This window comes from Olivibacter domesticus (assembly GCF_900109575.1).
In the GTDB taxonomy this organism is placed as follows: domain Bacteria; phylum Bacteroidota; class Bacteroidia; order Sphingobacteriales; family Sphingobacteriaceae; genus Olivibacter; species Olivibacter domesticus.
The window spans coordinates 2217394-2240119 of sequence record NZ_FOAF01000001.1; the positions used below are offsets into that span (position 1 = coordinate 2217394).

At 42.6% G+C, this 22726-nt stretch carries 12 protein-coding genes; 2 read left to right on the plus strand and 10 right to left on the minus strand.

Annotation, left to right across the window (positions count from 1 at the left end; genetic code table 11):
• Positions 1–21: 21 nt before the first annotated feature.
• Positions 22–1671 (minus strand): alpha-L-fucosidase, encoded by a 1650-nt coding sequence (locus BMY50_RS09725; RefSeq protein WP_093322919.1) that lies wholly within the window; start codon positions 1669–1671, stop codon positions 22–24.
• Between the two features lie 267 nt (positions 1672–1938).
• Between BMY50_RS09725 and BMY50_RS09730 the strand changes: the two genes are divergently transcribed.
• Entirely contained in the window at positions 1939–2823 is an 885-nt protein-coding gene (locus BMY50_RS09730; RefSeq protein ID WP_093322922.1) for a helix-turn-helix domain-containing protein, read from the plus strand.
• A 134-nt stretch (positions 2824–2957) separates the two neighbouring features.
• On the opposite strand, the gene BMY50_RS09735 is transcribed toward BMY50_RS09730, so the two are convergent.
• Positions 2958–5048, minus strand: coding sequence for a beta-galactosidase (locus BMY50_RS09735; protein ID WP_202907776.1), 2091 nt, complete (start codon positions 5046–5048; stop codon positions 2958–2960).
• A 170-nt stretch (positions 5049–5218) separates the two neighbouring features.
• Complete coding sequence (locus tag BMY50_RS09740; protein ID WP_093322925.1) at positions 5219–6814, minus strand: glycoside hydrolase family 43 protein; 1596 nt, start codon at positions 6812–6814, stop codon at positions 5219–5221.
• Positions 6815–7329: 515 nt separating this feature from the next.
• On the opposite strand from BMY50_RS09740, the gene BMY50_RS09750 reads away from it, so the two are divergent.
• Complete coding sequence (locus BMY50_RS09750; protein WP_238383705.1) at positions 7330–11388, plus strand: two-component regulator propeller domain-containing protein; 4059 nt, start codon at positions 7330–7332, stop codon at positions 11386–11388.
• 50 nt (positions 11389–11438) lie between these two features.
• Here BMY50_RS09750 and BMY50_RS09755 read toward each other — a convergent pair whose 3' ends face one another.
• From BMY50_RS09755 to BMY50_RS09785, 7 genes are all read right to left on the minus strand, one after another.
• Positions 11439–12980: a SusD/RagB family nutrient-binding outer membrane lipoprotein gene (locus BMY50_RS09755; RefSeq protein ID WP_093322931.1), complete on the minus strand. Its 1542-nt coding sequence runs from the start codon at positions 12978–12980 to the stop codon at positions 11439–11441.
• A 5-nt stretch (positions 12981–12985) separates the two neighbouring features.
• Positions 12986–16186: a SusC/RagA family TonB-linked outer membrane protein gene (locus tag BMY50_RS09760; RefSeq protein ID WP_093322934.1), complete on the minus strand. Its 3201-nt coding sequence runs from the start codon at positions 16184–16186 to the stop codon at positions 12986–12988.
• A 199-nt stretch (positions 16187–16385) separates the two neighbouring features.
• Positions 16386–17240: a fumarylacetoacetate hydrolase family protein gene (locus BMY50_RS09765; protein ID WP_093322937.1), complete on the minus strand. Its 855-nt coding sequence runs from the start codon at positions 17238–17240 to the stop codon at positions 16386–16388.
• 311 nt (positions 17241–17551) lie between these two features.
• A complete protein-coding gene (locus tag BMY50_RS09770; protein ID WP_162276571.1) occupies positions 17552–19063 on the minus strand; it encodes an aldehyde dehydrogenase (NADP(+)) in 1512 nt (503 codons plus the stop codon).
• A gap of 19 nt (positions 19064–19082) precedes the next feature.
• Complete coding sequence (locus BMY50_RS09775; protein ID WP_238383706.1) at positions 19083–20366, minus strand: mandelate racemase/muconate lactonizing enzyme family protein; 1284 nt, start codon at positions 20364–20366, stop codon at positions 19083–19085.
• Between the two features lie 27 nt (positions 20367–20393).
• Positions 20394–21347, minus strand: coding sequence for an RraA family protein (locus tag BMY50_RS09780; RefSeq protein WP_093322943.1), 954 nt, complete (start codon positions 21345–21347; stop codon positions 20394–20396).
• Positions 21344–22297: a bile acid:sodium symporter family protein gene (locus BMY50_RS09785; protein ID WP_238383707.1), complete on the minus strand. Its 954-nt coding sequence runs from the start codon at positions 22295–22297 to the stop codon at positions 21344–21346. Before BMY50_RS09785 ends, BMY50_RS09780 begins: the two co-directional genes overlap by 4 nt.
• Positions 22298–22726: the final 429 nt, after the last annotated feature.

Sequence of the window (22726 nt, forward strand, 5' to 3'; positions counted from 1 at the left end):
TTCTTAAAGTTTATCGTTCAATCACCCAATTTTCAGTGCATAGGCCGCTTGTTCTCTGTCCGTAACATTGGGCAATGTCACTTCAAGACCCACTGCTGTTTGTTTGAATGTCAATCGATCATTCATACCAAGCAGTGATACTTTTTTGACCTCATGCTTCTCTTTCGCCAAACTTTTAATCAATACACTTCCCGTTTCAGGCCATCCCATTACAATAGCGTATATTATTCCGGCCTTCGTTGTGAATCGTATATCTTCAGCAGTTAAGGGTTTGTTTTTCCCCTCATTGAAACCAGGACCAGACAATGGAGCAACGCCGTCCATTGCAGGCCCTTCTCCAAAGATCTTCCAAGGTCTTGTACCAATAATACTTTCCCCGTTTACTTCCATCCAGGAAGCGATCCCCTCCACCGTTTTCAACGCTTCTGAATCAATGGAGCCATCGCCACGGAGCGGTACACTCAGCAAGAGGTTGCCATTCTTACTTACAACATCAGCTAACATATGGATCACCGTTTTAGCGCTTTTGTAGCTTTTATTCTCGTAGATCCGTCGATCATAATGCCAAGCACCTATACATGTACAGGTTTGCCAGGGTTCTTTTTCAATCTGATCGCTTTGCCCCCGCTCTATATCCCATACCATGCATTTCCGTTGCTGCTCGTTAAGGATTTTCCCATTTATAACCGCTTCCAATTTTCCTTTATTTTTTTGCTGATTGACATTGTAGTAATGAGCGGCAATGCGCAGTCCAGCATCATCAATGGGCCAGAGAGGAAGTACGGTATCATCAAAATAAACCAGATCTGGATCATAGTTATCTATTAGCTCAATCGTCCGATCATGAAAGTTTTCACAATAAGCTTTGGAAGGAACATTCACTCCCGAGCTCACATCCCACCCCCATTGACTATGGATTGCACCACTGTCTTTAGCATTTTTGCTTAAAGGATGATTTTGTGCATACAGCTCCTGTGGGTCAAGGCCATCCCACCATTTTCCGGTTCCATCGGCCTTCGTTACCTTTCCGTCGTAGGGGATACCCTGAAGTGATCCTTTTTTATCGGCTCTTTGAGCAGTTTCGTACCAGGTCCATGCATGCGCAGCGTGTACGCTTACACCGAAACGTAAGCCACGTTTCTTGGCGGCTCTTGCCCAACCTGCAACCAGATCCTTTTTCGGCCCTATTTTGGTGGAATTCCATGGCTGATGACTGCTTTCATAAAGATCCATATTATCGTGGTGGTTGGCCAGCGCAACAAAATATTGAGCCCCAGCACGTTTATACAAATCCAATAACATTTCAGGATCCCATTTTTCCGCTTTCCATTCGTTGATTACATCTTTGAAGCCGAATTTAGACGGGTGACCGTACTTCTCAACATGGTAATTGTATTGATCGCTCCCTTCCTCATACATTCCTCGTGCATACCAGTCGCCCCTTTCAGGTTGACATTGAGGGCCCCAGTGGGCCCAAATACCAAATTTTGCATCACGGAACCAGTTGGGAACCTGATATTGTTCCAACGATTTCCAATCCGGTTTAAAATCGACCTTTGCAATCGGTGCATTGGTGTGCAGGGTGCGAAAGCTCGACTTGGCTATTGATTTACTCAACCAAAGCGAAGGAATTGTTAGCCCTAAGGCTTTTATTGCGGTTCTTCTTTTCATTAATTCTATGCTTAGATGGTTTTATTGGTATGAAGGTGAATTTAAAAAATTGTTTTGATGGTTTTATAATAGGGTTTCATAATCTTTCAAAACTAGGCATCTCTTGCTTATCCACTTTGTCCATTATCGACAAATTATATCACTTTATCGATTTTTCTACTGTATGGAACCTTCTATAAATAACTTAATATTTCGTTTTTTTATAAACAATAAAAAAATGCACTTTATCGACTTTTTCTTATTATATTTAAGCTACATAAAGACATTATGAGCGAAAAAAGGATCAAAAGGGAATTTATCCTACTGAATACGGGGCAGGCTATTCACCATGCAGATTGGAATTGGAAAAACATTTATAGCCCCTTTGCGCGCATTCATTATATAGAGAGCGGGTCTGCCGAAATCGTTCGCGAAGATCACTGTTATACATTAAGGAAAGGGCACTTATACTTAACGCCACCTTATACACAACATGGCTACACCTGTACGGGTGATCTATCGCTCTATTACATCCATATTTATGAGGCTTTGGGTAAGCAATTGAGTATTTTCGACATCCTTGATTTTCCTGTTGAGATCAAAACCGACGAGTTACTTGTTTTCCTCATCAAGCGCCTGGCAGCTATCAACCCCCAGCTTAAATTACAGGCCTTTGATCCGAAACATTATGATAATTCGCCAACACTGATGAGGAACATTAGTCAGCATACCCATACGCGTCCTGCTTTGGAGATGGAAACTGAAGGCATCTTGAAACAGATTCTATCACGCTTTCTGGCGCAAGCTTCTGATAAAAATTTAGGACTGGATGAACGCATATTACAAACTATTCACTACATTCACAGTAATATCGACAAAGCGATAAAAATTGAAGCGCTAGCGCAAATATCTTGCCTAACAGAAGATCATTTTATTCGCCTTTTCAAAAAGCAGATGCAATGCACACCTGGTAAATACATCAACCAGAAAAAAATCGAACAGGCGCAACTGATAATGCTTGTTAAGGACATCAGCATTAAAGAACTTGCATATCAGCTGGGTTTTGAAAATATATCTTATTTTAATCGTCTTTTCAAAAAAATAGCAGGTGAAAACCCAGGCAAGATGCAACGCAACATCCTGGCAAGCAGAGAGTCACTGCGATTGAGGTAAAATCGGCTTTTTTTGAAATTTCTCGTCTATGAAGACTATTTCAACTTGGAGATAGATCGACTTTCATGTACCCCTATCCAAAGCTTTACCACCAGAAGCTTTGAACGAAGCTATTTCTCTCGTAGGTCACCCCGTTACTCACTGATAATTTTCACATCCCATGCACCAAGCGTAATCTCCTTACCAGTTGATTGTCCCGAAAGGAGCTCTTTTCCACTGGGATAGGGATTATTCATCGTTTGGCTTTTACCACTGTAATTGAATAGATAATGAAGCGCTTTTCCTGACTGATTTTTCCCGGAACGGATAATAATAGGAAAGTGGTAATTATTTTCGACTGTGATGATGCCTGCATCCTTTGCTGTTTGGAAGACAATTTTTTCCAGCAGTTCTTGCGAAGGATAGGTGCCAACATATACCAGCTTCCCTTTTCCGTAACTATTTTCCGTTATAACCGGCCATTTGCCATAGAAAGGATGATCAGCATAGGCCAAGGGTTTTGCCGTTTCGGGTACTAAAAACTCATACCATTCACTTATCTCTTTTCCGCTTAATCCAAAAGCATTATCTTTTAAAGACAATGGAGGGATGTTCGCATATTCTTGGTAATAAAAGCCAGTGGCTTTTCGTAATGGCCCTGGCGCAAGTGTGGCGCGAACGGCGGAATGCTCGTTGGTGTACCCACTTTTATATAGCATCACCACATAACCGCCATTTTTTACAAATTCATCTATTTTCATCAATAAATTATCGTTAGCTACATACAATGGTGGGATAACCAACATTTTGTATTTGCTAAAATCCGCCAACTCATCACAAGGAACGATATCAGTTTCAATATTTTGATTATACAAGGCACTATGAACGAGCCCTGCTGGGTAATGTGCTTTATTCGTATAAGGCATAAAGCTTAAGGCATGATAAGAATCATGACTAAACAAGATGGCCACTCTATTTTCCTTTTTCAGGTTTACCAAGTCTTCACCAATGTGCTTAAGCTCTTTGGCAGTGGTAGCAAATTCGTTATAAATTCGATTAGGCTGCAGATCTTGCCCCAATATACCGCGCCAATAAGTTTCTTGTCCGTAATGCAGGGTATGCCAGTGCCAATACTCTACCATATTAGCACCTGAAGCCAGGTGTGCAAATACGTTTTGCCTTAGTTGTCCGTCGTAAGGAGGTTCTTGTTTTCTGGCATCCCAGCCCGTAGCCTGCGCATTCGTTTCCGTTATCAGATAGTTCCCTTTCGCCACGGTACGCATATAATCGCCTGAATAAGCAATAAATTGCCCGTTTTGCCCGTCTTGCACATCATGGTAAACATTTATTGCGGGGTATTGCATTTGCCTGAAGCTCTCCAACTGGTCAATGTTTTGGAAAGACGGCATGAAACAATGGGTAACAAATTGATCTTTTCTTTTATACTCGTTTACGATATCAACCTGCCAGTTCAGAAACTCGGCGACGCGATAACGATTGTAGCGCTCCCATTCGTTTTTATAGGACGGGTTGGTTACTCCGTCGCGGGGATAAAATTCTTCCCAAGTGTTGATGTTCATTCCCCAATAGTTCAGTCCCCATTCCCTGTTCAGTAATTTAAGATCTCCGTGGAATTTGTTTTTCATATAATCAACAAAACCCTGAAAATACCCAGGATTATTAATCCCTCTTGCTTCCACTTCATTATCTACTTGGAAGCCTATAATGGCGGGGTGTTCGGCAAAGTGTTCCATCATTTTACGGATCACTCTTTCAGATAATTTCCGGTACACAGGATTGGTGATATCCATATTCTGACGGATACCATAATAGGCTTTTCTTCCCCCGGTATGCGCTGCTAACACCTCAGGGTATTTATGGGCCATCCACGCCGGAATGGAATAGGTGGGCGTGCCTAAGATCACTTTGATACCGGCAGCATGCATTTTATTGAGGATGGTATCCATCCAGGCAAACTCAAAAACACCTTCCTGCGGTTCAAACAACGACCATGTCGATTCACCTACCCGCACTACCGTTAGGTCGGCTTCTTTCATCATCTGTATATCTTCATCTAAACGGGGAGATGGCATATATTCATGATAATAAGCTGCGCCGTAAAGCACATTGTCAAAACGATATTGAGCCCTCGCCTGAAACATGAGCAGACAAGCCAATATTACAGGCAGATAGATTTTGCAGAGATTTGATATTACAGTACGATAGCCTATTAATTTTTGTTTCATAGCAGTGTTTCCTATAATGGTTAGTTTATTCATTAATTGTGAGCAGCGGAACTAAAAGTCACTCATTGGCTTACCAATGTACCGATAAAACAATACATTTTAAAAGCTGAGGAATGCCAAACTCGTCGACACTCCATTTACAACAGTAATTAAAGCTATTTGAATGAATACTATGGTTTTGAAACACGATAATCAAAGTAATCAAAATAGGCCTTTGATGAGGTTTTTTGTCCGTTAGACGAAGCATAAAGCCCAATCATAACCCCTGTAAAACCACCGGCCACTTCAGTGCTAAGATACCTAGTATCCAAACTTTTTAACTCTACAAACTTACCGGCCTTCGTATTGAAATAGCTAAAAGTATAATTCAAGGGTTTTCCTACTACTTGAAGGCGAACCTTCGGCTCATCGATCAGCTCTTCCGCGGCAAGGTAGGAAAGGGAGCCAACGACTACCCGAAGCTGAATAGCAAACCGTTTTCCTTTACGTTTAAGCAGCAGATCATAATGATGCGTATTGTTTTGTATAAGGGTTAAACCAGCCTCCTCTTCTTCCTTAGTAGACACTATTTCCAAACTAGTTTCTGCTGTAAAATCGTGTTCAGTTTGTCGTCGGCCAATAAAACTGACTGCTGCAGGCTCATTGAGTGTAAAGGGCGAAGCACTCATCCGCAAAAATCCTTTTCGCTCGGTTAGTGAATAATTTGATGAGACAGGATTTCTGAGGTATTGCCATTCATAACCTAGTTTGGGCGTGTCAAAATCGGTTCGATTTGCTTGTTCTTCAAACGGCTGGAGCGGCAAAGTTGGCACTTGCATATCGATGTTTATAATGCCGTTTCCATTAATCTGTGGCCATCCGTTTTTAGGCCAGTCTACCGGTGCAAGAAATGTCTCTCTACCCAATACGTGATAGTATGAATAAGGTTGAGTAACCCTAAAGCCCAGAAAAACGGCCCACCATGAACTATCGGCTGCTTGAATAAGATCGGCATGCCCTACTCCTTGTATCTGATTACCTTGCCCCATTCGATTGCTATGCGATAGGATAGGATTTAACGGGCAGCTTTCGTAAGGACCAAAAAGATATTTACTGCGTCCTATCGTTGCACTATGAGCATACTCGGTTCCACCTTCGCCAAGCAACAGGTAATAATAATCATCTTTTTTGTAGACATGGGGTGCCTCAGGAAAACGGCCACCCGTACCACCCCAAACTAAGCGTTCAGGTGAAAGTGTTTTTCCGGTGTGGATATCGATTTCCGTAATCCGTATTCCCTCATTACCCTGTGTTACAAAATATGATTTACCATCATCATCCCAAAAGATATCCGGATCAATGCTTTTTATACCCACCCAGATCGGGTCACTCCAAGGGCCGGCGGGATTATCCGCTGTGCAATAAAAATTGCCACCACCTGATACGTTGGTGCAGATCACATAAAATTTGCCATCATGATATCTTAACGATGGAGCGAAAAGCCCACCGGAAGAAAATGCCTTATGCAAGGGAAGCTGGGATTCACGTGTTAAACAATGCCCTATTTGCTGCCAGTTAACTAAATCTTTACTGTGGTAAATGGGTAATCCGGGAAAATATTCGAACGATGAAGTAACTAAATAGAAATCGTCATTCACCCGGCAAACACTTGGATCTGGATTAAAGCCACGTAATATTGGATTTTTATACCCTTGTTGGGCAATAAGCGCTTTGGGCAAAACGAATAGAAGTGCACAGATAAAATAGAAACTGAACTTTTGAATCATAATGTATTGGTCTATTATTTAATTTGAAAATAAGTTAAGCGTTTAATCAGCGATGTAGAATCCGCACAAAGCTAGCGGATACCCGATGTAAACAAGGGCTGCTTTTGTTAATATTTTAGGGTTATTTTGTTAACTCGCTGAATGGTGTTCGATAAGATGTATTGAATGTCGCTAATGAACACCCTGTATATCATATATAGATCACACCTCCCTATTCAACATTCTTACTTCTAATTTAAACAAATTTACCCGTCATATAAATACTGTTTTATTAGCTTTGTTAATAGGAAGGGAAGAGCGGGAAATGCACCAAACAAGAAAAACGATCTTTCCTAACGCTAACGAACAAGACAATAATCAATTATATAAGCTTTCGGCTCATACCATGCTAACGGTAAAACTTGAAAGCAGCCATACAATTCATAGACATTACCGGGACAGTCAGGAATCAACAGCTGCTTCTATGATAAGCTTTGATTTATAGCGAGGCTTTCGGTAAGTGCCAGTAAACCGATATGATGATGAAAATCAAAAATTTAATTCCACTGGTATGCCTGCTGATTATCCCTACTATAACCAAAGTAGCAGCACAATCGGGCAAATTGTTTACGCTTGAATCAGGACTATCCAGTAGTATGGTAACGGACATTCATCAAACCCGGAATGGTTTTGTATGGGTGGCTACAGAAGATGGACTAAACCGTTTCGATGGGTCTAAGAACACGCTGTATAGAGCCGACAAAAATATACCTGGTTCGGTGTTAAACGACATGATAGTGACATTAGGATCAGACGCAAAGGGCGTGATGTATGTAGGATACTTAAATGGGCTACAGTACTACCATGATGCCAATGATTCTTTCTTTAATGTTCCACTTTGGACGGATGAGGGGAAGCTTTCAGAACCTCATGTAACATCTATTCTGCAGCGGAAAAATGGACAATTGCTGGTTGGTACCTCAGGTTACGGAATTTTTGAAATACATCACGGTGAAGACGGCCAACCCTATGGCCTTCGATTGGTAAATTTTGAACCCAGTAATTTCATTGTTCGTCTTTTTGAAAACAAAGCGCAAGAGCTCTGGATTGCAACGGAAAACGACGGTTTATTCAAATTTTCGAACCAGCAAAAACAATGTTATTTTTCCAACAAAAAAGGTCAAAAAAACGTGATCATGAGCATTTGTGAGGACAAATATGGCACGCTACTAGTAGGTAAATTAAATGGTGGCCTACATCGCTACGATGCATCGACAGATATTTTTGATCAGGTCCCCTCCGCTGACATTTCGAACTCAACCGTTTTAGATCTTTATGTGGGGACCGATAACCGCATCTATGTAGGAACCGAGGGTTACGGTATGAAAATCTATCATCCAGAGACAAATGCCTTGATCGATCTGAATCCGGCACTCACGACATTCAATCTTTCTACCACCAAAACAAGCTCTATCTTAGAAGATCACGCTGGCAATCTTTGGGTAGGGATTTCTCAGAAAGGTGTATTTCTTTTACATAGACATAAAAACAGGTTCAGCTATATAGGAAATCATTCAAGCAAGCAGGACTTCATTGGAGATAATGCCGTCACATCGATATACGAAGATCGATCGGGATGGTTATGGGTTGGAACCGATCGGGATGGTTTGTACCAGTTAGATGGCAGCCATGCGAAGAGTATACGGTATAAAGCAACCAGCAAATGCCAACCGCCTGCGTCTATTATGGCGATATTTGAAGACACTGACGGTGATTTCTGGCTAGGCGGAAGTAAGGAAGGGCTTATCAATTTAAATCGCCGAACCGGTATTTGTCGAAGGATACCTGGATTGACAGATAAAAATGGTGATCAGGTAGAGCTGATTCACAGCATTTGTGAAGATAAACGACACCGATTGTGGGTTGGAAGTATGGGGGCTGGACTGTTTTGCCTGGAGAAAAAGTCGGGTGCAATAAAAAACTTTTGCTTCGTCAAATCTAAAGACACTCATGCAGGAAAAGGTTACCTGCCCAACAACTGGATCAATTGCTTACTTATCACACCATCAGACAAATTATATATTGGAACTTACGACGGCTTAGCCTGCTTAGACCTCAACCATGAAAGCTTTATTTCCACTTTTGGCACCGACAAGCTCTTTGCCGGCAGTGTAGTCTATTCGCTGTTAGATGATCAAAAGGGCAATTTATGGGTAGGAACTTCAAAAGGTCTAATGCGTTTAGATATGGAAACAGGGAAAACACTCCACTATCAGATGGAGCATGGACTCCCCAGTAACACGGTTTATGCGATTGAAATAGATACGCAAGGTAATCTCTGGCTAAGCACTAACCGTGGCTTGGCCAAAATGGACATCCACGAAAACCGTTTCATCAATTTCTATTCCGACGATGGTCTTCAGGGCAATGAATTTACAAGAGGAGTCTCCTTGCTTTCTGAATCTGGAGAATTATATTTTGGCGGGATAAATGGTATATCGCACTTCAACCCTTTGGAAATTCAAGTGCGCCCAAAATCGCTATCTGTCAATATTGTAGATTTTTACGTCCATGACAAACCGGTAAAAACAGGAATGAAATCAGGTAAATACCAAATAATTGACACCGTGATCACCAGTGCTAATGTATTCAATCTGGCTCATAACGACAACTCGTTCACTATTGAGTTTTCAACCATGGATTTTAACCAATCCGACCGTGTACAATTTGAATATCAGGTAAATGATAATGACTGGGTTACATTGAGAACGGGGTTGAATCGTGTTACTTTTGATCACTTGGAAACGGGTAATCATCGCTTACGCTATCGGGCAAAAGTTAATGAAACCTACTCGCGCACACGGCACGCCCAGATTATAATAAATCCGGTATGGTTTCTATCTTTTCCTGCTAAAATACTGTATGCACTTTTTATAATTCTTAGTGCCATGTGGATTTTAAAGACCTTACAAAATCGACAACTATATAAAAAACAAATGCTTGCCCATCGACATGCTGAAGAAATTAACGAAGCAAAACTTCAGTTTTTTATACACATTGCTCATGAGATCAGAACCCCTTTAACCTTAGTTATAAATCCGCTAAAAAAACTGCTAGGTCGAACAGAAATGGGCGATCAAGATGGCCTCTATCGGCTTATTGATCGCAATATCCAACGAATGTTAGACCTTGTTAACCAATTGATGGATATCCGCAAGATTGAAAACGGTCAAATGAATTTACACGTCGATCGAGTGGAAATGGTTAGTTTTGCTAAAACGGTATCTTCCTTATTCAGTGAAGAATTTGCTATAAGAGGAATAAAGTTCTGCATATCCCATCAACCGGATACGATATATGCGCAAATTGATATACGCAATTTTGATAAAGTACTGATCAACCTGCTATCTAATGCGTGTAAGTTTACACCAGATGATGGCGAAATCCGCATGGCAATGATAAAAAAACACAGCACTGTGCCAAATAGACCGCCAGTGCTTCGCATTGAGATCGCTGATTCTGGCCAGCTATTAAGCGATGACGAGTTTGAACGTATCTTCAATTGCTTCTATCAAGCGGAAAATTCAAAAACCTATCAAGGCTATAGCACCGGCGTTGGATTGCACTTAACCCGTCAACTAGTAGAAATGCATAACGGTAGCATCCGTGTGGAAAATGTACGGGATTGGGGTTATGCCTTTATTATTGAAATCCCACTCGACTCCGATCAGGAAAGTGCAGTACATATTAATGAACATGCCTTTGGTAGTCGCCCACAACCACTTGTGCTAACTTCACCCTTCGGAAAAAGAAGAAGGATCCAGAGAAGCACTAAGCGAATCCTTGTTGTCGACGACGACATCGATATCCGTGAATACTTGAGAAAAGAGCTTTCTCCCACCTATTTGGTTAACACCTTTGCAAATGGCGAAGATGCTTATAAAAGTATGCTGAGTGCAGTTCCAGATTTGGTAATTAGCGACGTTATGATGCCTATTATGGATGGAATGATACTTTGTAAGAAAATACGTGAAAGCCCACTGGTTCATCATATACCCATTGTATTGTTAACTGCCAAAAGTGAAGACAACCATCAATTACAAGGTTTAGGCCTTGGAGCAGACCTCTATATCATTAAGCCATTTAATATGGAGGTTCTAGCTGAAAACATTAAGACTTTACTGAGAAATCGTGAGATTGTACGTATTGATGAGCGCGAAGCACAATTGCAGGAAGCCTACATTTCGAAAGTCAATCTGAAAAGTTCAGATGAGAAGTTATTGGAAAAAGTACACAAACTGATTGAAAAGCATATTGGTGATCCTTCTTTAAGTGTAGAAATGATTGCTTCCGAAATTGGCATTAGCCGTGTACACTTACATCGAAAATTAAAGGAACTTACGCATTTAACAACCAAAGACCTCATAAAGAACATCCGGCTGAAACAAGCAGCAGATCTACTAATTTCTAAAAAACTAACGGTATCAGAAGTGGCTTATGCCGTTGGGTATAATGACGTTAATAGCTTCTCAGTAGCGTTTAAGACGCTTTATGGTGTAGTACCAAAAGAATTCGCCACACAGAAAAATGCGTAATATACATCATCGGGCCTTGCACAGTTTGTGCAGGCCCGATGATGTATATATTATTCTATATCCCAGAATACGCGAACCGATAAATTGTCGCCTCCCATTGCAGCAACAACGGCCTGATAGTTATTCGGGTTCTCTGACATTTCATCATTCGGATAGGCCATCCGCCTTACAAAGCCACCATTGAGATTATTGTTGTATCGATTAGGGGTCAATGCAGGAAAGCCGCTTCTTCTGAAATTAGCGAAGGATTCCGTTCCATTGCCAATGTTGGATACCCAATATTGGGTATTGATTAGCTCCAATGCATTGTTTGTATTGAATGCAACCAGAGGATCCCTCACATAGCTTTCTTTTTCTTCCTCACTGATTGCACGATCAGGCGTGTTCGGGTACAGTGACCACTGATCCATGCTGGCGCGTATTCCCTCCTCATAATAGGCTTGGGGTGAACCACTGATCCAGTTACGATAGGCCGCTTCGGCCATCAAAAGTTTTGTTTGTGAGTGTGTGATATAAAAAAGAGGCGCAAATGGATTTCCGATAATGGCATAATTGAGCTGTGAATAATTAAAGCCTGTACCTGCTCGACCACGGAAGTTAGGATGTTGAGCCACATTGTTTTGATCGTAGCCAACAGGAAACCCAAATTGGTTGGTAAGTGTTACATCGGGCACCGAACTCAGTACGGCATTCGGATCCGCATACTTGCCAGCGATGTATTTTGCGCGCGGGTCATTGGTAGATTTCAATTGATTGACGAAGGGTTCTGCCAAGTAATAATAGTAAGCATTAACCACGGCACCATCGTTAAGTGTGCTGTTGTAGGCGTTTGTAAAGATCATATAAGCATCATCGTCATTTGATTCCATCACACCCCCATCCACGGCCTCTTGAACAATTGCACGGGCTTTCTCGGGATCAACTTTTGAATAGCGCATACCTAATCTCAACAACAAAGAGTTTCCTAACCGCTTCCATTTAACCACTTGTGCCGCCGCTGAACCTGTTGCTCCATAGAAAAAGTCTTCGGTAACATAATCAGCTGCGGGGTTCATATTGGCAACAGCAGATTTCAATTCGTTATATAGATCTTCATAGATCACCCTGTCGTCGTCATAAACCGGATAAAAAATAATCTGCTGATATGCTTTCCCAGCCTCGCTATAAGGCACATCCCCATAGGTATCTACCAGGGTCATAAATACGTAAGCTTTCCATATCCGCATCATGCTCATCAGGTTGACTCGCTCCGGCGTTTCTTGCGCCATTTGGATTGCTTCAACCAGTAACTTAACAGCATTCTCATAACAGCTATTCCACTTTGGGATGTTGAAATTATTATTGTCTTCATTAAAGTTGAAACCGGCTGTAGCACCCAGGTTATATGCATTCACAAATTGTTGAACGATCGTTTGTTCCCCTTCCCAAGCGCCAACATGGGTTAACCTCTCCGCATTAGAAAATAAAAGCGCTGGATCAATATTGGTAACGCCATATTCATTAGTATTGATTGTTTCAAAATTCTTATCACAACTGCTTAATGAGAAACAGATAGATCCTAAAAGGGCTAAAAAATATTTTATCTTTTTCATGATCGTTAGAATATTATGTTTAAGTTGAAAGCGTAGTTACGTGTGGTAGGCACAGTTGCTTGCTCATATCCTATTCTATTGTCGCCCGAAGAGGCGAATGCTTCGGGATCGTAATCTGGCAAATCTTTATATAAGATCGCAACATTCCTGCATGAGGCTGTCAAGGTCAGTCCTTTGATAAAACCAAATTTGTTTTTCACGTAATCACTCAGGTTATACGTTAACGCAATGTTTCTTAATTTAATGAAGTCTGATTTGAAAATGAAGGGATCTGCTATCTGTAGGTTGCGATAATCCGTATAAAAGTCTTGCGGATTAACGGCTATTGTATTGGTCTCGCCATTCTGATATACACCATCAAACACCACTCCATTTTCACCCTCGCGACGACCAACCAAAGATGCTTTGGTATGTCCTTGCCGCAAACCGTTTAAGGCGCTTGAAGACAATACTTTTCCACCAGCTTTGAAATCAATATGCATGGAAAGACTCAGGTTCTTATAGATAAAGGTGTTGGTCCAGCCCCCCACCCATTTCGGAAGGGCGCTACCAAAATTCACAACAGGTCCCTGAAGCAGACGTCCGTTATCATTTAAAAGTATTTCCCCATTTTCATTTCTCAGATAGGTGTTAGCAGACAACTGATTCAGGGGTAATCCGACCTCATACACCAACGACCCAATGAATTCGTTCCCTTCAAAACGTTGAGCAACAAACCGTTCGGTACCAGGAGCGATAGACAACACCTTAGTCGTGTTTAATGATGCATTGAAAGCACTTGTCCACCTAAAATTATCTCTTTTCATAGGTATTACTTCCAGCATAAACTCCATACCCCGATTTTGCAGCGAACCGACATTTTGCTGCGTATCTGTGTACCCTGATGCATTTGAAATCTGCACTGGCAATATCTGATCGGTTGTAACTTTTTCATAGGCCGCGATATCAAGGTTTACCCTACTATCAAAGAACCGTAGCTCTACACCAAGTTCCCGCTCTTCTACACTAAAAGGCTTCAATAAGGCATTTGGAGAACGCGTACCTAATATGGTACCCAATGTCCTTCCGTGTAACTGATTCGGTAGGATGTCATAAAAAAGATGGTTGGAAAAGGGAGGAATTCCGTTTGCACTACCCACCTGTGCCCAGGAGCCTCGCAGCTTACCATAAGAAAGCCATGACTGATCTTTCATTAATTCCGAAAAAATGAAGCTACCCGATACCGATGGATAAAACTCGCTATTAGCGTCTGGGTTCAACACAGAAAACCAATCCTTCCGGCCCGTCAAATTAACATAAAGCATCCCTTTATATCCAACTTCGGCAAATGCATAAAGTGAATTGGTCTGATCCCTAAAGATGGTATAATTGTTAATCGTTTTATTGATGCCATTTTGGATAGAATAAAGGTCTCTAACCGTAAAATCCTCCACTTCGTCAATAAAGGTTCCGACATCCCGTTTAAAAATATTCCCACCCACGCTTAAATCGACCGAAAAGTCGCCGAATTCCTTATTGGCACCAATGAGGAAATCTGTGTTAATTTCTGTACCCTTTGCCTGTTCAATATGATACATCCCATTAAAGCCCGGGCCCTGTCCGTTATTGTTAAATGCTGTAGAAGTTCCTCTCCCGGTGGGTGTATTAAATTCGAGCTTAGAAACGGAGTAATCGTAATTATATCTTCCCTGCACATACAACCAATCGGTCATGTCGTACCGCAAGGTTGCCGTTCCGAGAAAACGGTCCCGATCGTTTAGGATAAACTCCCGGCCTTTGGCAAAATAGGGATTCAACAAGGTACCTTGAAATCCGGATGTTTGTCGCTCGGTTCCATTTTCTGCAACCGCACTTTCCCGAAAGGCCGCAAGCGGTATGGAGGTTGACATTCTAGTAAGAAAGTTGGGTGCTCCCGGTCCCTGAGCTCCTACCTGCGGTGGATTCTCATTATTCTCTTTTGTATAATTTACGTTGAAGGAAAAATGCAACCTCTTGGTTAAATCCTGATTTAGACCTAAATTAAAAATACGTTTCGTATACCGATTATCTGGTGCAGGGGTAATCCCCTTTGCATCCGCATTGGAAAAAGATGCTCTGAAATTGCCCTTATCACTTCCGCCCGATAAGGCAACGGTATTAGTAAACACCGCACCATCTCTGTAGAACTCCTTAATACGGTTCGGGTTTGAGCTGTATGGACGCATAATTCCATCAAAATTGATAATCGGCTCGCCATCCATCCTACTCCCCCAGCCCAACATACCTGTTGAAATGGCGCTGCCAACATCTGTGGGCCGCTGTCCGCCCTGCCCTTGACCGAACTCCTGTTGGAAATCGGTAAAATCCAACACACTATTAACCGTAAAATTTGACGTATATTCGATACCTATACCTTGATCACGTTGACCATTTTTAGTGGTAATGATAATGGCTCCATTAGCAGCACGCGAACCGTAAATGGCCGCAGCAGTGGCCCCCTTCAACACCGTCATACTTTCAATGTCGTCCGGATTAATCTGCTGCATATTATCGCCAAGGTCATAGGCAGGTTCCCACCCATTCGAACTGCGAGCTCCCTGATCCATTGGTAGCCCATTGATGACAATGAGCGGAGAGTTTGCTGCTCCGGCAAATGCCGATTGACCTCTTAAGCGTATTTTAGTACTTGATCCGGCTCCTGCAGCAGGCGGAGATATATCCAACCCAGCAACCTTACCTTCCAAAGATTCCATCACATTGACGGTTCTATTCTGTAATAAATCCTGCCGCTTCACGGTTTCTGCCGAATAACCTAGTTTTTTCGACTCTTTCTTAATACCAAGTGCAGTAACAACAACCTCGTCCATGCTCCTTGATTCGGGACTCAGTTGTACGTTGAGCACCGCTTGATTTTGAAGCGTTATTTCCCGCGTCTGATGGCCGATCAATGAAAAAGCTAAAACAGCACCACTGGGTGCATTGATGCTGAAATTACCGTTTGCATTGGTGGCTGTAGCAATGGAAGTGCCTTTAACTTGCACTGTAACTCCCTCTAAGGGTACATTTTCTGTATCCCTTACTTGCCCACGCACCGGTTTTTCCTGTCCCTGTAAGAAAGCAGGATTGAAACTCATCGTGCCCACTAGGATGAGCACCTTGAGAAAAATAGACGTCCTATCCCCTATAGAAAGCCGATTTCTTTGTTTAATGTTACCTTTAATCATCATGTTTTAATTGGTTTATAAGTCTTTACACGGTTAGTTTTCTCAGGGCGAACGAAAGGCGATGCCCTTGTCTATAATAGATTTAATAAGTCAGTACTTACTGGAGTACTTAAGTATGCTATTCTTCATTAAGTATCATTTTGACACTTATATATCCGGAAACCAAGAAATGTCTCCGGTAAAGCATAAGTATTAAGTCGTTTTAAGCCGATGGATTATATGCGACCGTATTCCTTAAGGTGCCAATCGGCTCAATAGTAATAAGAATCTCGTCTCCCGGAAGTAATGTAAAATCACTGGGAGGTACCAAACAAGTGCCTGTCATGAGAAAGCTGCCATCGTTGAAAGTAGACTCCCTGTAAAGATAAGCTACTAGTTCCGTTAGCGGCCGCTTGATTCGCTTTATCGCTACCGAATCCCTGAACATCAGTTGTCCTTCCCTTAAAATATCCATTTCGATCAAGGTATTGGAATCCAGCGGCGAAACAGGAACATACAGACAGGGCCCCAGTGCTGCGCTTCGGTCATAAACCTTTGCCTGTGGCAGGTACAGAGCATTTTCTCCCTCAATGCTACGCGAGCTCATATCATTGCCAACAGTGTAACCTTCTATATTTCCATATGAATTAATGAACAAGGTTAGTTCGGGTTCGGGAACGTTCCATACAGAGTCCTTCCTGATGCTGACAGCTCCCTTATGTCCGGATACTTTGTGTGGGAAGGCTTTAAAAAACAGCTCAGGTCGTTCTGCATGGTATACACGATCATAGAGATCGGCTCCACCAGATTCCTTCGCCTCCTCCATACGCGCTTCCATACTTCTTAAGTAGGTAACTCCGGCAGCCCAAACCTCCTGCGAACCTATTGGCGGCAAGATACTCTCCTCGATGAGGCTTTTAGCTTTTTCTTCCGAGATTGAGATCGCGTGGTTAAGCTGTGATTCCAAATAGCCATGGAGATGCTGCCTATTGATTAATTGATTCCAATCGCCTGCTATGATATGATAGTTATGATCTACTTGCAATAGGTTTTCCGTTTTTGTTTTATAGAGTTTCATCTGTAAATAATTAGTTCGTTCGTGTTTGTATCTTTTTGGCACTCATGAACCGCGTAGCGGTTTTTATTCCATCGGTCAGATGGAGCTTACCATGTTAAAAATTTACATTCTCCCGTGTGACAGAAATGAAATTTTTGACATGGACGGTTCATATGTAAATATTATTTATGAGTGTGCGTATTCAAGGAATAAATGATCTCATTGCACTCGGTTTGTTTTTAAAGGCCACATGGAATATCCACTTTATTTCACTGGTATTTGAGTAAGCTGTGCCCCGTGGATATTTCATAAGCAATGCGCATTATTAAGAATTAAACTTCGTTTTTCGTTACCTCTCCGTTTATACGACGCCAAATGTGCTGCGGATTGCTATCTTGCAGTTCAATGGGCAACAAATGTTGAGGATAATTTTGATAGGAAAGGGGTCGCGTAAATCGGTAAATTGCTTGCGTACCAACCGAGGTACTGCGACCATCCGTGGTGGCAGGAAATGGCCCCCCGTGTACCATGGCATGGCAAACCTCCACACCTGTAGGTGCGCCATTGACAATCAATCGGCCAGCCTTTTCTTCCAGCACCTGAAACAGCTTGTCAAATAATTTAGTATCTTCTTCCGTGCACCACACGCTAGCTGTTAGCTGTCCGTTTAACGAGGCTGCTATTTGTAGCAACTCCTCTTTGTTCGCTGCAGTAACCAATACAGATGCAGGCCCAAAATACTCTTTGCTGTACAAAGCCTGTGAAAGGAAGTCTCGACCACTGACACGTATTGCGGTCGGCACCGGTTGTTCAGCTTCCCCTGCTTCTACTTGTCCGCTGGCAAGTAAGGATGCGCCTTTCGCCGCTTTTAACTGTGCTATCCCTTCGCGATAAGCTTGATAAATGCCAGCACTCAACATACGATGCACCGATTGTTCTTGAACTTGCTCAGCATAAGAAGCTAAAAATTTCGCGGTATCTTCCGATTCAATCAGCACGAGCAATCCGGGATTCGTGCAAAACTGACCTGCTCCAAGTACATTTGATGCTACTAACATGGAAGCTGTTTTTTCCCCCTGTTCAGCTAATCGGCCAGGCAATAGAAATACAGGATTAATACTGCTCATTTCTGCATACACAGGGATTGGGGTCGTGCGACGGGCTGCCGCATTATACAATGCCATACCTCCTGTATAGGAACCAGTGAAACCAACCGCTTTAACTAGAGGGTGGCTTACTATCTTTATTCCTATATCTTGCGATGTAAGCCATAAAGATGCAAAAACACCGTCAGGCATTCCTGTTTTATGTGCTGCTTTTGCGATGCATGTAGCCGTCAGATGCGCGGTCTCCGGCTGATTTGGATGCACTTTATAAAGTACCGGGCAGCCTGCTGCCAGTGATGAGATGGTGTCACCACCTGCTACCGAGAAAGCGAACGGAAAGTTACTTGCTCCATACACGCATACAGGCCCCAGCGGAACCTGCATCTGCCGGATATCGGGTTTTGCTATAGGCCTCCTTTCCGGAATAGCCGTATCGATAATGGCATTGATCCAAGATCCTTCTTTAAGCAAATCTGCAAACAGCTGAATTTGAAATAATGTCCGATCCAATTCGCCTTGGAGCCTAGCCTCAGGAAGATGAGATTCCCGACTACAGGTTTCTATTAATCTTTCTCGGTCGTTAGCAAGCTCTACGGCAATTTGTCGAAGGAAATCCTCTCTAGAACGATTTGGCAAACATCGATAAATCTCAAATGCAAAAGTCGCTTTCTCAATATCCTGCTCTACCGCTGCCCAGTCCTTTGGGATATGATCATTAATAACATCTGATGTATTCATAATACAATCGATTTTTATATTAAGTAAAAAAAGGATAGCCTGGTGCCGCATATTTCTTCATTCCCTCTTCGTTAATATCCACACCTATACCGGGAGTCTCACGGAGTTTAATAAAGCCGTCTTCCACCATAGGTCCTTCGAAGGTGACGATATCCTTAAACATCTGGTCTGTATGAAAGTAGCTCTGCCATTCCAAAATCATAAAATTGGGCACAGAAGCGCAGACATGGCATGATGCCATCGCCCCTAGAAAAGAAGCTACCATATGCGGGGCAAATGGTACGTAATAAAGATTTGCCAGGTTGGCAATACGTTGTCCCTCACCAAGTCCCCCTGCTTTTTGAAGGTCGGGCATAATAATATCCACTGCGCCCAGCTCCAGTAAGCGCCTAAAGCCATAAGCAAGATAGAGGTTTTCACCGGCACAGATAGGAGTTGACGTGCTATCGGCAATTATTTTATAGGCCTCGGGATTTTCGGCCGGTATAGGCTCTTCCAACCACATGAGATTTAAGTGCTCCAACCGTTTCGCCACTTGCTGTCCCGTAACCAGATCGTAACGTCCGTGCATGTCACAACAGATATCAATATCTGGACCGACGGCTTCACGAGCAGCGGTCACCTGATCGACCATACGCTGTAGCTCTTTGGGGCTAGCTGTCCAATTATACTGATCGTATTTATTGGGGTCATTTCCTTGGTCAAGGTCAAATTTAATAGCTGTAAAGCCCATTTCTTTGGCTTGAGAGGCCGCTTTTGCAAAGTCTTGTGGCGTTGGTAAATTTTGCTGGTAAAGAGCCGTGTCACAATACACCCGTATTTTATCCCGAAATTTACCGCCGAGTAATTGATAAACCGGTACACCAAGCGCTTTTCCGGTAATATCCCAAAGCGCAGTCTCGATGGCCGATAAAACAGCGATGTACATCCCTGCCTGCGCACCTTGGAAAACACCGGATTTACGTAGCTCTTCGAAAATCCTGTGCACATTAAGCGGGTTCTTCCCAACCAGCCTGCGCTCAAGCGATTTTACAAAATGGTAAGTACCGGGCACGGCATCAACCCCCTCTCCACAGCCATAAATGCCTTGATCTGTTTGTATCTTAACAAAAAGCCCGGAACCGTACCTTATAAAAGCGCATGTTACTCCAGTAATCTTGAGCGCAGAAGGTGCTGATCGTCTCAGCGATCGCTCTTCCGACTGCAGGAGTGCGCTTCCAAAAGTGTCCGACAAAGGGCTTAGGGCAGCTCCCATCACCATGGCTTTTTTAAAAAAAGCTCTTCTTGTTTTTGCATTTGACATTGTTATCTAAATTAAGTGAATAAGGCGCTACCAAGTGCGCTGTTTGAGAAGTTCATTTATCTGTTCTTTAGCTACAGGAAGTTTATCGGCATTTGTGTTAAGCCAATCCATAAAATCCTTTTCAATTGCTTCAGACCACCTGTTATCTATCTCCCCGGGGGTATATTTCTGCTCGCGTAAGCGTTGATGACCGAACATATCACGCAGGCGAACTACTTCGGAAGTCTTCACAACCTTCTCCGCCAAGTGGGGAGGAATAAAAATAACACCTCCATCTCTACCCAGCGCAATATCTCCTGGCATAACCGTAGCTTTGCCAATTCGAGTAGGCTGGTTTATCCCAACAAGCGTTGTATTCAGTTTTCCGTCCGGATTATTGAGATGATGCGATGGATGATAAGACCGAAAGAACGAAGTAAAGGCACCTATTTCCTTTAAACCACCAATATCCCGTAGCGCACCATCATACACCACACCGTTACCTGTTTTGGTATAAATGGAGTTACCTAGATTATCTCCTATGGTTGGTCCATCAATGTGGGCACCAAATTGATCCACCACATACACATCTCGTTTAACCAGCAAGTCGATTGGCCAGGAATTTTGTGATTTGATCCGGCCATCCCGGTTATGACCGCGCTCGTCAATTACCCGATGAATATCTGGCCTACCTGGCATAAAAGTGGCAGTAATCACCCGTCCAACCAGCACACTATCCGGATGAATACACATCCAGCCATCTTCATATTGATAATGATAGTTTTCATTCCGCAATACCGCCCAAGCCTCTTCCAACGTAACCAATTTCATTCGATCTAACATCTCATCCGATACCCTGGGGCGTCCATCTTCAAAACGTTCGCCCTGCCATTCCGGTGTTAGAAAAATTAGTTCCTTTTTACTGATTTGCTGTCCTTTTACCGCCTTTGTGTACAGTGTATTCATAAAAGCCAACAATAATAGCATGCTATAAATCTTCATACCTTGATGGATTTAGTTTTTCGGTTTATCATTTCAATTTCTTCTAATTTTTGATTTTGCAGCGGGCGCGACCGCCACCACAATGCAAGTGATGAACCGGTAATGTTCATAATCGGCGAAAATACGGCTGATGCTAAACCCACAGTAGATAGCTTCCCCATTGCTAAGGCTAAACTCGAACCTAAGCCCGCATTTTGCAGCCCAACTTCAATGGCAATTGTCCTACAGTCCTTCTCTTCCATCCTCAACAAACGCGCAAGCCAATAACCGAGCACATAACCACTCGTGTTATGCAATAACATCGCTAACACTAAGGCAGGTCCTACAATCAGCAAGTCTTTTTGACCGGCGGCGGTAATTACGATGATGATCAATGCAATACCTGCCATGGATAATACAGGCATAACATCGTCTAGCCACTTAGCTTTTCCGTGCAAGAATCGATTGAACACCAGCCCAGCAAATACAGGTATGATGACAATTTTGGTAATATCCCAGGCCATTTCCCAAAAATCAATCGATACATAGGCTCCCGCCAACCACTGCATAAATAAAGGCGTCATCAAGGGCGCTAGCAGCGTCGAGACTGCCGTAAGCGTTACCGATAAGGCAAGGTTCGCACGGGCTAGATAAGTCATTACATTAGATGCTAATCCGTTTGGACAACTACCGATTAAGATAATTCCTGCTGCTACTTCTGCAGGAAAATTGAAAATACGGGTAATAGTGAAAGCTACTGGAGGCATAACCATATAATGACACAGTACGCCTACAACTACACCTTTCGGCATTTTAACTACACCAGCAAAGTCTTTCACGCTCAGTCCGGTTCCCATTCCGAACATAATGATCTGCATAAGCGGCACGATAAGCGCTGAAAGACGGAAGTCTCCGATACGGATAAAAAGTTGCGGGTAATACATCGATACGCTCACCGCAGCAAATATCATCACGGTAAAGGAATAGCCTTTTAGTAATGAATAATAACGCAGTCCAAGAGCAATACAGAGAAAAAAAATCATTAGCAGCCAACCGCCGTAATTATGAGCCTCTCTCCAGGTTGCAAGAAGAAATGCCGAGAGGAAGAGACCTCCTGTAATAAAAAACACGATGGGTATACCTTTTTTTGTCATTTAATTTTAATTGGTTCACATGATACATAATTGGTTAAGGCACGTAAGCACTAATCATACCCGTGCACCTTCTTGAACGAAAGCCTGTGTCTATGGTCCCATAGCTACCTCCTTGATATTGGTTTATAATTGGAAAGAATAATCTCTTTCCTGTAATTTAAGCATTACTACAATCGTTCGACAATTGTACCTAACAGAAAATAAACCTTTAAGGATTTATGTTACAAAAAACCCTTTAAATGTTAC